Origin of the sequence: Vibrio sp. YT-16, from assembly GCF_033337405.1 — a bacterium.
In the GTDB taxonomy this organism is placed as follows: domain Bacteria; phylum Pseudomonadota; class Gammaproteobacteria; order Enterobacterales; family Vibrionaceae; genus Vibrio; species Vibrio alginolyticus.
Window position 1 is genome coordinate 70471 of the sequence record NZ_JAWOQQ010000003.1, and the last position, 15926, is coordinate 86396.

Sequence of the window (15926 nt, forward strand, 5' to 3'; positions counted from 1 at the left end):
TTTTAGAACGAGTTTATCAAAATCCTCCCGTTATTTTTATGTTCGCCTCTACCTAAACTGTTCTCAACAGCACGGGAGCACACGCTTCCCACTCATTGAAAAGAGTCAGAGGACAGAATCATGAAAGCACTATTACAGAAAATTACCACGTCAAACGCAGGTTACAGCGCACTATCACTTCGCGTTCCAATCGGCATTATCTTTATGGCGCACGGCGCACAAAAACTATTTGGCTGGTTTGGTGGCTACGGGCTAGAAGGCACAGGTCAGTGGATGGCATCTATCGGTTTAGGTCCTGGCGTGCTCATGGCGTTACTTGCGGGCAGCGCAGAGTTCTTTGGCGGCTTGTTCATTTTACTTGGTCTGCTAACTCGACCAGCAGCGGTTGCTTTGGCGTTCACGATGGTGGTAGCGATATTCTCTGTCCACTTTGAAAATGGCCTATTCATGGCAAACAACGGTTACGAGTTTGGCTTAGCATTACTGGCAGCAAGCGTTTCTCTGGCGTTCTCTGGCGCAGGTAAAGCAGCGTTAGATAACTTTTTAAACAAAAAGCTCTCTTAAGGAGGCCTTATGATTACGGTAAGACATGCAGCAGACCGAGGTCGAGCAAACTTTGGCTGGCTTGATAGCAAACATACGTTTTCTTTTGGTAGCTACTACGATCCTCAACATATGGGCTTTTCTGAGCTGAGAGTCATTAATGACGATGTAGTCAAGCCTGGCGCGGGTTTTGATACACATGGCCACCGTGATATGGAGATCATCAGCTATGTGTTGGAAGGTGTTATCGCACACAAAGACAGTGAAGGTAACGTCAAAACACTACCTGCAGGTGAATTCCAACTCATGTCGGCAGGGAAAGGGATTTACCACAGTGAGTACAATGCATCGAACCAAGATACGCTGCGGTTTCTACAGATTTGGATTCAACCGAACACATTTGGAACCAAACCAGGTTATCAGCAAAAAGATTTTGGTCGCAATCCTGGGTTAACGACTATCGCAACTCCAACTGGAGAAAACGGCACGCTACTTATTAAGCAAGATGCGACTTTGCATCAGTTAATTCTTGAGCCAAGTAGCGAACTAAACTTTGAGATTGAGTCGGGCCGAAATCTATTCATCCATCAAGTGACTAGGAGCCTTAGTGTCGACAATACCACTTTGACGGCTGGCGACGGCGCGAAGATTGAACACCAGAGTAAGGTTGTTTTGCGCAATACATCAAACGAAAGCACAACAGCCCTGTTGTTTGACTTACCATAACTATCGATTCATCGAGATAAAAACAAAGCCGCCTTGATTTCTCAAGGCGGCTTTTTCGTTTTTCTGACTTTTCATTCAACGCTATTCGTCGGAAGTGCCAGAACCAATTTGCTGAAAACTGTAAGCGGTCAGTGGATCGATCTCTTTGACAATTTCTTCCACTTGCTTAATTGCGTCTACAGACGAGCTAGCTTTACGATAGCTCAAATAGATAGGGCGACACCAATCTTCTACTCCAGACACCTTGTGAAGCTGCCCATTAGCGATAAATGGCTCCACGAGAGAGATTGGTAAGTACGCGGCTCCACCCTTCTCTAAAATAAAGTCCAATGCGATACGCGCTGTTGAAGTGCGTAAATATGGAGCCGGAATCTTAGGGTGACGTTCAGAATGCTCCGAGGAGAAACGCGTCCCCCAGTCAACGTACACATATTTGTTTTCGAAAACGGTGTCTAAAGAATCTTTCTCAGTTGATACCAGAACGAGAACAACATCTGCCACTTTTTTACAGTTAAGCTCATCAGCTTTGATCTGATCGAACGCAAATGCCATATCTAACGTGCGCTCTAGCAAGCTACGACTGAGCACCTCACGTCCCATCACTTCTGCCATGAAGCCATAACCACCAAACGAATCTGTGACGACACTTAAACAATTCTGTAAATAAGCGTCCCAAATGTTTGGCGTGCCACCTAACGTTAGTTGCAGCGCTTTGCCATCTTCAAGCGATAATTCTAGCTTCGCTTGTTGCAATGTAGTGACCATTACCTCGGCATAGCTGATTAAGCGCTCACCTGCAGAGGTCAACTTTATGTTATTTCGATCACGAATAAACAATTGCGTATCGAAGTAACTTTCCAATTGTTTGATACGTGCGCTCACAGCGGCTTGGGTAATATAAAGGTTCTCAGCAGCACGTCCGAAGTGACGAACTCTTGCCAGCTCTAAAAATGTTCGAAAGACTTTTACATCCATAAACCATCTCCTGGTTAATATAAAACCAGATTAACAACTAATTAAAATCATGACGACAAAAAAGTTTTGTTTTTCTTTTGTTAGATTTAAGCCTAATTTTCGCCGTAAGTTCACTACATTCATCAATAACGGTTACAGAGGCTGTTGACATGTCTGACACTGAATTCCGTCATGGCAAAAAACGTTTTTACGATAACGTAAAATTCCCACGCGGCTTTGCAAAGTCTGGCGATTTTACTCTTTCAGAAGAGGAAATCCTAACAATTTATGGGGATACAATGCTTGGCTTAGAGTCAGGCGAATTAACACCTGAAAACAGCGAAGAGAAACACTTCATCAAGGTGTTAGAAAACCCGGGCAAAGCAAAAACAAAACTTGAGCGTACGTGGCTAAAGTACACCCAACTTGCTCGTGGTCGCAAGCGCTTCCATACGCTAAATGGTCGTAACAAGCCTGACGCCACAGAAGAATACATTGAAGAGAGTTTGGTTGAAGACGATTAATAACCAATAACCTAGTTCTCGCCTTTTTCTAGCAGTAGGCGAAAGCTCGTTTGACTTTACTGAGCGAGCAAGACAAGCTCATTTCTTCTCCTAAAGCCCAAGGGGGCATTCTCCCAAGGGCTTTTTTAATATTTGGGTGATGACCGTTTACTTGGCGAGCGTCGCAACCTTTTTCAGAAAGCTCTCTTTCAAATGCTCTTGGTCATATTCCAAGTGATAGGTGTTGTGGAAGCCAATTTTTAGCTCAACACCATTCCCTCTCAAGAAAACGTTGTACCCATCGTAGTCAGAAAACGCTTCTACACCTTCATACATTTTACCAAATTCGGTTGGTGTACCGTTGTTCATCACACATTCGTAAGCCTGTAGTACTTTGCTCGGATCTAACTCATTTTTCATACCGAATTCCTCACTGGTTTACACATTTCAATTATGGTTAAAGAATGAGCGCCATGCCATATCTAACCCATAATATTTGAAGTTCGTGTGCGATTTCGCACTCTGTAGGTTGTTAAAAAACAAGGTTAAGTGCGAAGGCAGAACTTAATTTAGATCATAAATTTTATCTATTGATTCGTCAGTTTCATAATGCAATTTCTTTGTAAAAAATCGTCTTATAAAAGCATTTAGATATAAAAATCGTCGACAAAACCAACATTGGTTAAAGAAAAAGCAAAATTTTGACCTAAAACAATAGCAGTTCGCCATTACTTATTTTATAATGCGAATTAATGTTTCAGTACATCGTCAATTCCAATAACTAGGGGCACAAAATGAGACTTATCCCGTTAACTCGAGCAGCACAAGTAGGTAAGTGGGCAGGTGCGCATATCGCTAAGCGTATCAACGACTTTAAACCTACTGCTGAGCGTCCATTCGTTCTGGGTCTACCAACTGGTGGCACTCCTCTAGCAACCTACAAAGCCCTAATCGAGCTTTACCAAGCCGGCGAAGTCAGCTTCAAAAACGTCGTGACTTTTAACATGGATGAGTACATTGGCATCCCTGCGGATCACCCAGAATCTTACCGCTCGTTCATGTACAACAACTTCTTTAATCACATTGATATTCAAGAAGAAAACATCAACCTACTGAACGGTAACACAGACGATCACGACGCAGAATGTAAGCGTTACGAAGACAAAATTAAGTCTTACGGCAAGATCAACCTGTTCATGGGCGGCGTGGGTAACGACGGTCACATCGCGTTCAACGAGCCAGCGTCATCTCTTTCTTCTCGTACTCGCATCAAGACCCTCACTGAAGACACTCGCATTGCGAACTCTCGCTTCTTTGACGGCGATATCAACCAAGTGCCTAAATACGCGCTGACTATCGGTGTTGGTACGCTTCTAGACTCAGAAGAAGTGATGATCTTGGTCACTGGTCATAACAAAGCTCAGGCACTTGAAGCAGCCGTGGAAGGTTGTGTAAACCATCTATGGACAGTTTCTGCACTTCAGCTTCACCCTAAAGCGGTGATCGTATGCGACGAACCAGCTCAACAAGAACTGAAAGTGAAGACAGTGAAGTACTTCTCTGAGCTAGAAGCAGAAAACATCAAAGGCTTTTAACCCATAGGATGGCAGCCTAGAAACACACTAAAAATACAAAACCCGTGTTGAACACGGGTTTTTTCTTATCTGAACAGCGGGGCTTAAGTCGTTAATAAGCTTTAATACCAAACTGACGAAGACGCTTAGGAAGCACTTCATCCAACTTGTCTAGTTCACTCGGTTCGACTTCGATAAGGTTGAAATGATGCTGCTTATAAACAGTACGAATGGTCTCACGGTCGGCCTGAGCCATCTCCCCATCGTCACTTCCCCAAAATTGCAAATAGACTTTACCGCCTGGTAAGTAAAAATCGCTAGTGACATCTTGGTCAATCGGCAGCTGACGCTCATAAGCGTGCACTACACCAGCCAAGTACAGCCAGTTGTCAATGAGCAACTCACCCTTAGAGCGTACGTAATGCCCATCTAATGTTCGGTGCTTGGCTTCAAATTTTTGGCGAAAGCTTGAGTACGATTTATCCGTAGAATGTGACTCCGCGTCTTGCCCTAAAAACTCAATGACAGACTGCTTAAGACGCTTGTTACGCAGCACCACATCGTGCCATACGACAAAGGTATTTTGTGTTTCTTTATCGGTTCTTTGCTGCCCACCAGCGCGCACACCAGCTTCTGTGACACTCCATCCCTCTTCGGATTTGGTCAACCAACCCAGTTCACTCAAAAGCTGGTTCATGCGCTTCGCATTCAATTTCAGCTTTTCACCCAGTTGTGTCGCGCTCAATGTTTTCCCTGAGCTGGGAGTCAGCTCAATATGTAAGTTGGTCGGCCAGACGATGAACTGGCCAAATTTAGGGTGATCCACATACTCACCGCCAAACTTTGCCCCTTCTTCGGTCAAAATCCACTTTTCATCTTGGCGAACGATGTAGCCTGCACGTTTGAGATCGGCAAACAGCAGCTTAGCTTCTACCTTGCGCATTTTCGCTAATGCCGACGTCGATATTTTTTCAGACATGTGGGTACCTCATGCTGCTGCAAAATTGAACACTATGTCGTCATAGTAACGCATTGATTTCACGGCTTGAAGTCAGGCAAACAAGATTTCGTGTTACAAATAGCAAAGCCAGCGTATAGGTGCTGGCTTTGTTATTTCGGTAAAAAAGCGAATGTTATTTAATAAAAGCGATGCATCCTTGCAAAATCACTAAATTCACAATGTCGATGAAGAATGCACCGACAATTGGAACCACCATAAATGCTTGTGGTGATGGACCATATCGACTCACGATGGAGCCCATATTCATGACTGCAGTCGGTGTAGCACCTAACCCAAAACCGCAGTGTCCGCTAGCGATCACCGCCGCATCGTAGTTGCCTCCCATCATGCGGAATGTTACGTAGTAAGTGAACATCGCCAACACTGCCGACTGAATAGCAAGAATAATAAGGAATGGGATCGCAAGATCGAAAATATTCCACAATTTCAAACTCATCAAGGCCATGGCAAGAAATAGAGATAGTGCAACCGTGCCAAGAATATCAACGGTTTCTAAATCAACCTTGCGCGCCTTCGTCACTTCCATGATGTTAGTGATAACAACACCAATAAACAGCGCATAAACAAAATCGGGAATCATTAACCACTTGATGTCAAAACTGCTTACCCAACTCTCGAGATATTTCGCGCCTGTCACGCAAAGTAGAATGATGGACAAGCTTTCAACGACTCTTTTCGCTGTGACACGATCTTCCTCATGTTCGTTGTACGTCACCAGTTCAGGGAAACTCTGATGACTTTGATTGGTGCGTCCGTATTCCGATTCCAAGTTGTGTTTGTTTAGTAGCTTTTGTGCAACAGGGCTGCCAATAATCCCTCCCATCACCAAGCCAAATGTAGCAGAAGCCATTGCCACCTCTAGAACATTATGCAAACCATACATTTCTTGAAAAGTTTGCGACCACGCAGCTCCAGTTCCATGTCCGCCAGAAAGCGTAATGGATCCGGCGATCAACCCCATGAGTGGATCTAACCCCAACGCTGTTGCTAAGGACACGCCGACCGCATTTTGGATAAGAATGTAGACCGATGCCACAACTAGGAAGATGAAAACCTTCGCACCGCCTTTAATCAGTTGGGTGTAATTTGCCGCTAAGCCAACGGTTGCAAAAAACATCAGCATAAAGACGTTTTGCAGTGGTAAATCAAAGGAAACATCCACACCGTTTAAGTGCATCGTCGTGATGACGCAAGCGACCACTAGACCACCAACAATTGGCTCTGGAATATTAAATTTTTTTAAGGTTGGTAACTTGGTATTGATGAACTGCCCTAAAAACAACACGCAAATTGCGACGAGGAACGACTCCTGTGGGCCGATAGATATTACCTGATTCATGAGACCTCTTTACTCTACTCTTTCTCATTCATTGAGCACGCGCTCAACGTGAGATAGGTGCCTAAGCCAGTCAGATTGCCTCTCGAAACTTTTGTTTTCTAGGCCTCTTTGACCATCAATTCTCATCAAGTAAGAAATAGGCAGACCTAAAATTATGCTAATTATCATTCAGTGAGAATATTCATTTAGAACAGGTGATAAGTGTATTGATGGGAAGAGAAAAACAACACTTCTCAACTTATGAGAAGCAATTAATTTCCATATAAAACAAAACCTCAAAACAACGACCACATAGGTGGATATTTAGAGCGAATGAGACAGGCGGATACACTAGGTTTTAAATTATTACTTTCTCTCTAATGCACTAGGTGTTATACATATATATAACACCATCTCAACCAAGAGATTCACTCATGACTAATTGGCATGATCGCCAACCGATATTTCGACAGTTGGCAGACCAGATCACGCAGCAAATACTGCAAGGTGTCTGGCAAGAAGGCGATGCTCTGCCCTCCGTCCGTAGCATCTCTGCAGATATGAAAATTAACCACCTCACCGTTATGAAAGGCTATCAATTGCTTGTTGATGACGGGCTAGTGGAGAAAAAACGCGGTCAAGGTATGTTTGTCGCTTCAGGAGCAAAGCTCAAATTACTCGCAGACGAGAAGGCACGTTTTCTTCAGCAACAAATTCCGCAGATAGCCGACACAATACAGCGTCTGGATATGTCACTCGACGAATTCATTCAACAACTAAAACCACACTTGAAAGGTGACCAATGAGCGCATTAGTCAGTGTAAACAACGTCTCCAAGCAATATCAGCAACAAGGAGAAGCACTGCATGAAGTGAGTTTCGACCTACATGCAGGACAAGTACTTGGCTTACTCGGCCATAATGGCGCAGGTAAATCAACGCTTATTAATGCCCTACTCGGTGCACATGAATATCAGGGCACTATTCGTATCAACGGATTTGAACCTATTATGCAACGCGACAAGATAATGCAGAGCTTATCCTACATCTCGGATGTCAACGTTCTGCCAGATTGGATGACCGTTGCTCAACTGCTTAACTATACCGAGGGCGTGCATCCAGGGTTCAATCGCGCCCAAGCAGATACGCTACTTCGTCAAACGGACATCAAACCTCGTGCGCGCATCAAATCTTTATCCAAAGGGATGAAGGTGCAATTACACCTCGCGATTGTGATCGCGACCAACACCCAAATCCTCATATTGGATGAACCGACACTCGGGTTAGATCTCGTGTATCGCGAGACGTTTTATCGTCACTTATTGGAATGGTTTCACGACGGCGAGCGCGTGTTGATCATCGCCAGTCATGAAGTATCAGAGATTGAGCACTTGCTGACAGATGTTCTGATTCTTAAGCATGGTCGCCCCGTTCTGCAAACCTCGATGGACAGTATCAGTGAAGACTATTTCATTCTTGAAGCCAACGACGAGCACCGCACACAAATTGAAGCGATGAACCCACTCTCGTCACAAAAAGGCCTCGGTTCAACGAAATGGTTACTCAAAGCCCAGTATGCCCAACAAGCAGAAACAATGGGTTCCATCCATGGGGTGAAGTTAGCGGATCTATTTTTAGCATTGCAGAAGGAGGCAGCGTAATGCGTTCAGTTGTCGCGATGTTGCAAAAAGAGTGGTTAGAAAACCCTCTTGTTTTACGTATTCCACTGTTTGTGTTGGCGTGTGGAGTTATTCTCTTTGTGAGTTTAATGAGTAACGATACTCTACAACACAATATGTTTTTCCAAATGAGCTTTGGTGGCGATGTCAGTGACATTCACAAAGAGCTTGGTGATGACGTCAATATGTTGATTTCCGGAGGAGCAGGGCTGCTGTCTATCTTGTTAGCCGTTCAGTACTTCCCAAGAACGCTACGCAAAGAACGGGCGGAAGGCAGCATTATGTTTTGGCGCAGTATGCCTGTCAGTGACATAAAAACCCATTTAGTGAAGCTAGGATTTGGCTTATTGGTGATTCCGCTTGTCTGCTCGGTGCTCGTACTCGCTGCAAATTTAATGTTGTGGTTGCTGAACATCTCTACTGATCACCAATTGGCTTTATTGTACCGCCAAGCCTCGTTAGGTTACGTGCTGCTGCATTGGGGAGAGTTTTTAATCAGAATGTTGTTCACCGGTATTCTGCTGTTACCGCTGGCATTAACTGCGATGGCTATTTCACAAAAAGTGAACTCACCACTGGTCATTTTGTTTATCGCCATTTATGCGCTGCGTTGGATGCCTATCGCACTTTTTGGTTTCTACGGGCTAGATCAGTTTTTCTCCGAAGTGCTTTACCTTCCGCTGCACGCCATTATTACACCAAACCCATTCAATGCCATTCCTCAAGCGGGTTGGTTAAACGTTGGCATTTACGCCTTCATTGGTATTCTTGGTTGGACAGCTAGCCTCAAGTTCAGCCGAACTATCCAATAATGCTTCGTTCAATAAACGACCAAACCAAGTCATAAAAAAACGGTCACAACCAGTGTTGTGACCGTTTTATTTCGCCTCTAGGAGCTCATCCACTTAACTTTAACCAAGGAATGAAATGTAGCCTTGCAAGATAATTAAGTTGACGATGTCGATAAAGAAAGCGCCCACAATTGGCACCACCATAAATGCTTGTGGCGACGGGCCAAATCGGTTAACGATCGAACCCATGTTCATTACGGCTGTTGGGGTTGCCCCCAAGCCAAAACCGCAGTGCCCCCCTGCAATAACAGCAGCATCGTAGTTGCTTCCCATCACTTTGAACGTAACATAGTACGTAAAGATTGCTAAGACGACAGACTGCACAGCTAAAATAACCAAGAATGGAATCGCTAGATCGAAGATATTCCATAACTTCAAGCTCATCAGAGCCATCGCTAAGAACAGAGATAGCGATACCGTACCTAACATATCGACCGTTTCGGCATCTAACTTACGAATCTTGGTCACTTCCAAGAAATTCGTAATGATCACACCAATGAATAGCGCATATACGAAGTCTGGAATCATCAGCCATGAGATTTCATACGTGCTTACCCATTGCTCGACATACTTGGCCCCAGTAACACAGATCAGTAGGAAGAAGAGTTTCTCCACCACTTTTTTCGCCGTTACTTTATCTTCTTCGTATTCATTGTAAGTCACCAACTCCGGGAATTTCTCGTGAGTTTTGGCATCTCGACCACCACGACCATACTCAGACTCTATGCTGTTCTTTTCGACTAGGCGCTGCGCTACAGGGCTACCAATGATACCGCCGATGATCAAACCAAAAGTCGCTGATGCCATTGCAATTTCTAAGACGTTATCCAATCCATACACGTCTTGAAAGGTTTGTGACCACGCAGCACCTGTACCATGACCACCAGACAGAGTAATCGAGCCAGCAATTAACCCCATCAAAGGATCTAAACCGAGCGCCGCCGCAAGTGAAACGCCAACGCCGTTTTGTATGATGATGTAAAACGATGCGACAGCTAAGAAGATAAAAACCTTCGCACCTCCTTTCATCAACTGAGTGTAATTTGCGGCCAAACCAACTGTCGCAAAAAACATTAACATAAACGTATTTTGTAATGGCAAGTCGAACTCTAAATCGATGCCGTTGAAATGAAGAGCAGTAATCATGCAGGCTACAATAAGACCACCTACAATCGGCTCAGGTATGTTGAATTTCTTTAAAATCGGTAGCTTAGCATTAATAAAATGCCCCAGGAAAAGCACACTAATTGCGACCAAGAAGGACTCCAGTGCACCTACAGATATTAAATGATTCATATCGCCTCTTATTATTGTTCTCTTCATTCTCCGTAATGAATGAGTGTTAGTTTAACCTTCGTTCAATAGCAAATTTTCTCGCTTTATTGTTTCGAAAATACTCAAAAAGTTGGTGTAGATGCGCCTTAGGCTAGTTTAAGGGGCGCTCCTTAAGCGATGTGTCAGTTTTTACGCTGTTAGCAAGCCCTTAAATGTGAAAGGAGCTGATACAGCTCCTTCAAATGGCCCCTCGCAATACCTGTGCGTTATCGCTTGGGCTGTCGTGTTGTGAGTAAATTCTGGGTGACACTTTCTGAACCACTTCGGGCTCCCTTACTTAAACAGAATGTGTCAATTACTATCAAACAAAGTTCCTTCCCGTTGTAACCGCTAAACGCCGAGAGCGCGTTCAAAACAATTGGGTTTGCCTGTTCCTGTCGTAGCTTTTCAACTCTGGCTCATGGTGTATAAACGAGCCGAATCCAAGGAAACTCTCAGGCTGCAACAAACGTTTTCGTCACAACGGAGCAGGATTATAACATATCGCTGATAATTTTCTTCAATTCAGTGACATTCACCAACCCCATAGTTAAACCTTGCAATGATTAACTGCCTATTATCATTTTCACAGATAAAGATCGAAGCACAGTTACTCAGTAAGCTTCTTAGAATACGATGCATCGCTAATAACTTCACCGCCGTTCTTATCCAGGAGGTCTTGATAAACGCCCTAGAGAACCAAGCAGCCGAAATATGCGATGTTATCATGATTGCTTTTCGAGACCGACGTCCCGACTTTGGCTAATGAGTACAACCCCAACTATGCATCAGACAAAAACATGTATAATTTTTTATACAAGTTATTCAATAACAAGAGTCCCACATGAACATTCATTCGCTTTGCCCTGCACTATTACTCAGCGTCGTCTCATCAGCTACAGCAGCTGAAAACATTCGTATTCAATATTCTCCCGTAGAGACAACTCATGAAAAAATCGCCCAACAATCTATTCAAAGCAGCGATGTAAACACCATCTTTGCTGAGCTATCTCAGGCCTACTTTCCATTTGATAAAGCTCTCACGCTGGTTTACGGCGGAGAAGATGGTCCAATGTATGATCCTGATACACACACAATATACGTTCCTTACACTTTTTATTTGGAGTCGCTCAATTACTTCTCCAATAATCAGTATGAAGAACGCTTCGGAAAATCCCCAAAAACAGGGGCGCTAGATACGTTATTGCACACTTTACTTCATGAAGCTGGACATGCTTACATCGAAGATCAAAGCATCCCTGTTCTCGGAAAAGAAGAAGATGCGGTCGATAATTTTGCCACTATTTTAATGATTGACTTCCTAGAAGATGGCGCAGATATGGCCATTAGCGCCGCCGACATGTTCGCATTCGAATCCGACGACAGACCGGACTACTACGATTTTGGCGAGTACATTGACGAACACAGCTTTGATTTGCAGCGTTACTTTTCAACGTTATGTTTGGTGTACGGTAGTGATCCTAAGCAATACAAAGCCTTACTCGATGAAGTAGAAAAAGACTACCTGCGTGATCGCAAAGAGTTCTGCCAATTCAATTACGGCAACATTCGCGACAATTGGCTGCATTACTTGCAAAACAATGAACCAAAAGAAAATTCGCCACGTAAAAGCGATTAGAAAATCTCAAACAAGAAGACCGCAATGACAAAACTCACCATATTTTATGACGGAACCTGCCCGCTTTGTGCCAAAGAGATGAAGGCGCTAAAACAACGCGATGCCAAGCAGCACATCAAAACCGTCGATATCTATAGTGATGCATTCGCAGATTATCCTCAGATCGCTCCTGAACAAGCCAACACCATTTTGCACGCCCTCAACGAAAAGGGGGAGCTTCTGCTTGGGTTGGACGTGACTCATCGTGCGTGGCAATTAGTTGGTCGCGGTTGGCTCTACGCTCCACTGCGTTGGCGCCTCGTTAAACCTGTTGCTGACTGGCTTTACCTCAAATTCGCAAAGAATAGGTATCGCGTCTCATATTGGTTAACAGGGACTTCTCGTTGCAATAGTGGGTCGTGTTCACGTTAATTGTGATCCCGCTTAAAAATGCTACGACCTTCGTCTAGATTTACAAATTTCCAGTACTTCTGATTGATTAACTCGGTTAATCTCTAAGCATTACAACAATAAGTATTAACACTTTTATCAGGCAAGCTTATTCAGCTTGTCACTTGTAACGCTGCGCCGAGAGAAGGACGTCTCTATGAATCTGACGATCAGAAAACGACTATATATCCTTTCAATAATTCCAATTCTAACTATGGCAATAGGCATGATGTGGTTCACCTACGTACAAACCACGGCCTACAACGAGCACGAGATTGAGCAAACTCGAAGTCGAATGATGGAGATGAAAAAAGCCGAACTCAAAAGTTACGTACAAATGGCGCGTTCCGCTGTCGAACCGCTACTCGCACAAAATGCCCCACTGGAAGAGGCTCTGCCTATCTTGAAACAACTAGAGTTTGGTCAATCCGGCTACATCTTTGGTTATGATTCAAAAGGCGTTCGCGTCGTAGTGGGTAAAAACACCAAAGGCATCGGGGAAAACTTCTATAACTTGCAGGACAAGAAAGGCAATTACCTGATTCAGGATTTGCTAAAAAATGCCAAAACTGGTGAGTTCACGACTTATTACTTCCCGAAACTCGGTCAGAGTGAAGCACTACCGAAACTCAGCTACTCAGTCTTTATTCCTGAATGGGACTTGATGTTAGGAACGGGTTTCTACACGGACGATATCGACGCCATTGTGGCAGACATGGAAAAAGCCGCACACGAAGATCTCAACACCACACTAACTGCGATAGCCCTGTTTTGTGCCTCGATTACAGCGATAGTTGCAGTCTTTGCCGTGTTTGTTAACCGCAGCATCATGAAGCCTATTGAGCAGTTTGATGCTTCAATTCACTCTTTCGCGCAAGGCGATGCAGATTTAACAGCGCGCATGGAAGAATCGAGCGTGCCGGAGTTCACCCAACTTAGCCGTAACTTCAATATCTTCGTTGAAAGCCTACAAGGCATAATCAAGAGCGTTAGCCACGTAGGACAAGAAGTGGTTTCAGAGACCAACGAGATGTCACAGCGTGCATCGCAAGTGGATGAATTAGCTTCTGGTCAACGTGAAGAGACCGAACAAGTCGCAGCAGCAATGACCGAGATGACGGCAACGGCGCACGAGATTTCAAACAACGCTAACCAAGCGGCGCAATCCGCCAAAGACGCCGATGAAAATTCACAGCAAGCGAAACACATTGTTGATTCCGCAGCAAACTCCGTCGAAGCGCTCGCGCTAGAGGTGTCGGAAGCCAGCACGGTAATTTCTCGTTTAGAGAGCGACGTACAAAACATTTCTTCTTCGCTAGAAGTGATTCAAGACATTGCCGAGCAAACCAACCTATTGGCACTAAACGCAGCCATTGAAGCAGCCCGTGCAGGCGAACAAGGTCGAGGCTTCGCAGTCGTTGCCGATGAGGTTCGTAAACTGGCAAGTCGCACTCAAGACAGCACAGGCGAAATTCACCAAATGATTGAGCAGTTGAAGTCTGGCTCGGATGCAGCAGTGAAAGCCATGGGCTCAAGCCAAGCGCGTGGTGAAGCAACGGTTGAGGAAGCACGAGCTGCCTCTGCCGCACTGCAAGAAATCCAAGCCGCAATTGCTAACATCATGGACATGAACACCCTGATCGCAACAGCAACCGAAGAGCAAAGCCAAGTTGGCCAAGAGATTTCACAACGCATCGAAGTCATCTCTCAACAAAGCAGCCAATCGGCACACCTTGCGAATCAAAACCGCGCAGGTAGTGGCAACCTAAACCACAAAGCTAATGAGCTGTACGACTTGGTCGGTCGCTTTACGGTTTAACGCTTTCCTCACCCATTCTCCATGCAAACAGCGACGCCAAAACGTCGCTGTTTTTATTTCTGCTATCCTCATACGACTTAGCTATAATGCCGCCAACTTAGCACCCATAAGGGCAAACCAGATGATTATTATGACCACCAATTTCGGTGATATCGAGATTGAACTGAACCTAGAACGAGCGCCAGTTAGCTCAAAGAACTTCAAAAAATACTGTGAAGATGGCTTCTACAACGGCACCATTTTCCACCGCGTTATCGATGGCTTTATGATTCAAGGTGGCGGTCACACCGAAGACATGGCAGAAAAGCCAACACGCGCACCGATCGCGAACGAAGCAAACCGTGGTCTTAAGAACCTTGTTGGCACTATCGCAATGGCACGAACCGATGCACCGCACTCTGCAACGGCACAGTTCTTCATTAACTTGGAAGACAATGATTTCCTAGACCACACTGCAACTACCAACCTAGGCTGGGGCTACGCCGTGTTTGGTAAAGTGACCGCGGGTATGGATGTCGTAAATCGCATCGCGAAAGTGAAAACGACCTCTAAACTTGGTCACGATGATGTGCCATGCGATCCAATCATTATCGAGAAAGTGACGATCAGCGAATAAGCCCATTCACCTCTGCAGAGAAATCGTCGCTACAAAACGAAGAAAGCGCCTAACGTCTGATGACTTAGGCGCTTTTTGTTTTTGTTGCTGAAAAAATGAGCAGCTAGTTTACAGTGTAAAGAGTGAGCAGTTCTAGCGATTACATCCCTTTGAACAAACTTTGAGATGCACGGCTCACAGGAAGCTTAGTTTCTCCAACGTGAACAAACATTCTGCCTGCAAAGTCTTTGTTTACTTTGCTAATTTTGCACACTTGCACCACGCTTGAACGGTGCACTTGCCAGAACTGTTCTGGGTTAAGCTGCCCTATCAACTCTTTCAACGATGTACGAATCAAATACTCCTGCACTTTGCCTTGTCCTTGCTGGGCATACACAGAAACGTATTTTTCTTCCGCTTTGAAATACAACACATCAGACGTGGCGATCAGATGAATGTCTTCCCCTTGCGTCGCTTTGATCCACTGAAGATATTGCGGAGTTTGTGGAGCGGATAATTGCTGCAACTGTTCTAACAGGCTGCTCATCTGCACATTACTGCTTTCTTGCTCTCGCTTAGCAAGGCGTGCTTTCACTCTTTCACACGTCGTCAGGAGGCGCTCATCCGAGATAGGCTTAAGCAAATAATCGGCAGCATTTTGCTCAAAAGCTTTGATGGCGTAATCATCGTACGCGGTGACAAACACAATCAAAGGTGGATTGGCGAGTTGATTGAGCTTTTGTGCTAATGTCATGCCATCCAAAACTGGCATACGAATATCTAGAAACGCAATGTCAGGTTGACTTTGCTCAATGGCTTGCAACGCTTGTTCACCATCGGCGACTTTGGCTATCACCTCTAACTCTGGCCACACTTCAGCTAGGCTTTTATCAAGATGACGCCTCAATAGCGGTTCATCATCAGCAATAATGGCAGTAAACCCTGTATTCATTCCTTTCTTC

At 44.7% G+C, this 15926-nt stretch carries 17 protein-coding genes; 11 read left to right on the plus strand and 6 right to left on the minus strand.

Annotated elements, in window-relative coordinates:
- Positions 1-120 precede the first annotated feature (120 nt).
- Both R7F07_RS06465 and R7F07_RS06470 read left to right on the plus strand, forming a co-directional pair.
- Positions 121-564 carry a DoxX family protein gene (locus R7F07_RS06465; protein WP_005374434.1) on the plus strand — a complete coding sequence of 148 codons (444 nt, stop codon included), beginning with the start codon at positions 121-123 and terminating at the stop codon, positions 562-564.
- Between the two features lie 9 nt (positions 565-573).
- Positions 574-1269, plus strand: a complete 696-nt coding sequence (locus R7F07_RS06470) for a pirin family protein (protein ID WP_170897408.1) — start codon at positions 574-576, stop codon at positions 1267-1269.
- Between the two features lie 81 nt (positions 1270-1350).
- Here the strand turns inward: R7F07_RS06470 and R7F07_RS06475 are convergent, their stop codons facing one another.
- A complete protein-coding gene (locus R7F07_RS06475; protein WP_170897407.1) occupies positions 1351-2244 on the minus strand; it encodes a LysR family transcriptional regulator in 894 nt (297 codons plus the stop codon).
- Between the two features lie 149 nt (positions 2245-2393).
- On the opposite strand from R7F07_RS06475, the gene R7F07_RS06480 reads away from it, so the two are divergent.
- Positions 2394-2747: a DUF413 domain-containing protein gene (locus R7F07_RS06480; protein ID WP_005374439.1), complete on the plus strand. Its 354-nt coding sequence runs from the start codon at positions 2394-2396 to the stop codon at positions 2745-2747.
- A gap of 147 nt (positions 2748-2894) precedes the next feature.
- On the opposite strand, the gene R7F07_RS06485 is transcribed toward R7F07_RS06480, so the two are convergent.
- The gene (locus R7F07_RS06485; protein WP_170897406.1) at positions 2895-3146 is read right to left on the minus strand and encodes a DUF3081 domain-containing protein; all 252 of its coding nucleotides are present in this window, start codon (positions 3144-3146) and stop codon (positions 2895-2897) included.
- A 374-nt stretch (positions 3147-3520) separates the two neighbouring features.
- Between R7F07_RS06485 and nagB the strand changes: the two genes are divergently transcribed.
- Positions 3521-4321, plus strand: coding sequence for a glucosamine-6-phosphate deaminase (gene nagB, locus R7F07_RS06490; RefSeq protein ID WP_318110466.1), 801 nt, complete (start codon positions 3521-3523; stop codon positions 4319-4321).
- 91 nt (positions 4322-4412) lie between these two features.
- Here the strand turns inward: nagB and R7F07_RS06495 are convergent, their stop codons facing one another.
- Together R7F07_RS06495 and gltS (R7F07_RS06500) are read right to left on the minus strand one after the other, a co-directional pair.
- Positions 4413-5279, minus strand: coding sequence for a hypothetical protein (locus R7F07_RS06495; RefSeq protein ID WP_025768733.1), 867 nt, complete (start codon positions 5277-5279; stop codon positions 4413-4415).
- Positions 5280-5433: 154 nt separating this feature from the next.
- Positions 5434-6660: a sodium/glutamate symporter gene (gene gltS / locus R7F07_RS06500; RefSeq protein ID WP_025768732.1), complete on the minus strand. Its 1227-nt coding sequence runs from the start codon at positions 6658-6660 to the stop codon at positions 5434-5436.
- Positions 6661-7073: 413 nt separating this feature from the next.
- Between gltS (R7F07_RS06500) and R7F07_RS06505 the strand changes: the two genes are divergently transcribed.
- From R7F07_RS06505 to R7F07_RS06515, 3 genes are read left to right on the plus strand one after another with little or no spacing between them, the layout of a single operon-like run.
- The gene (locus tag R7F07_RS06505) at positions 7074-7445 is read left to right on the plus strand and encodes a GntR family transcriptional regulator (protein ID WP_005374444.1); all 372 of its coding nucleotides are present in this window, start codon (positions 7074-7076) and stop codon (positions 7443-7445) included.
- Positions 7442-8299 carry an ABC transporter ATP-binding protein gene (locus R7F07_RS06510; RefSeq protein WP_005383221.1) on the plus strand — a complete coding sequence of 286 codons (858 nt, stop codon included), beginning with the start codon at positions 7442-7444 and terminating at the stop codon, positions 8297-8299. The genes R7F07_RS06505 and R7F07_RS06510 overlap by 4 nt, the downstream gene beginning before the upstream one ends.
- Positions 8299-9129 carry a hypothetical protein gene (locus R7F07_RS06515; protein WP_171342396.1) on the plus strand — a complete coding sequence of 277 codons (831 nt, stop codon included), beginning with the start codon at positions 8299-8301 and terminating at the stop codon, positions 9127-9129. The genes R7F07_RS06510 and R7F07_RS06515 overlap by 1 nt, the downstream gene beginning before the upstream one ends.
- A gap of 99 nt (positions 9130-9228) precedes the next feature.
- On the opposite strand, the gene gltS (R7F07_RS06520) is transcribed toward R7F07_RS06515, so the two are convergent.
- Positions 9229-10464, minus strand: coding sequence for a sodium/glutamate symporter (gltS, locus tag R7F07_RS06520; RefSeq protein ID WP_005374448.1), 1236 nt, complete (start codon positions 10462-10464; stop codon positions 9229-9231).
- Positions 10465-11326: 862 nt separating this feature from the next.
- Between gltS (R7F07_RS06520) and R7F07_RS06525 the strand changes: the two genes are divergently transcribed.
- From R7F07_RS06525 to R7F07_RS06540, 4 genes are all read left to right on the plus strand, one after another.
- The gene (locus R7F07_RS06525; RefSeq protein ID WP_104976353.1) at positions 11327-12121 is read left to right on the plus strand and encodes a DUF4344 domain-containing metallopeptidase; all 795 of its coding nucleotides are present in this window, start codon (positions 11327-11329) and stop codon (positions 12119-12121) included.
- A gap of 24 nt (positions 12122-12145) precedes the next feature.
- Entirely contained in the window at positions 12146-12532 is a 387-nt protein-coding gene (locus R7F07_RS06530; RefSeq protein WP_025998548.1) for a thiol-disulfide oxidoreductase DCC family protein, read from the plus strand.
- 175 nt (positions 12533-12707) lie between these two features.
- The gene (locus R7F07_RS06535; protein WP_171342397.1) at positions 12708-14369 is read left to right on the plus strand and encodes a methyl-accepting chemotaxis protein; all 1662 of its coding nucleotides are present in this window, start codon (positions 12708-12710) and stop codon (positions 14367-14369) included.
- Positions 14370-14490: 121 nt separating this feature from the next.
- A complete protein-coding gene (locus R7F07_RS06540; protein WP_020195057.1) occupies positions 14491-14985 on the plus strand; it encodes a peptidylprolyl isomerase in 495 nt (164 codons plus the stop codon).
- 139 nt (positions 14986-15124) lie between these two features.
- Here R7F07_RS06540 and R7F07_RS06545 read toward each other — a convergent pair whose 3' ends face one another.
- On the minus strand, positions 15125-15916 hold the full coding sequence (locus tag R7F07_RS06545) for a LytR/AlgR family response regulator transcription factor (RefSeq protein WP_053303980.1): 792 nt from the start codon (positions 15914-15916) through the stop codon (positions 15125-15127).
- Between the last annotated feature and the right edge of the window lie 10 nt (positions 15917-15926).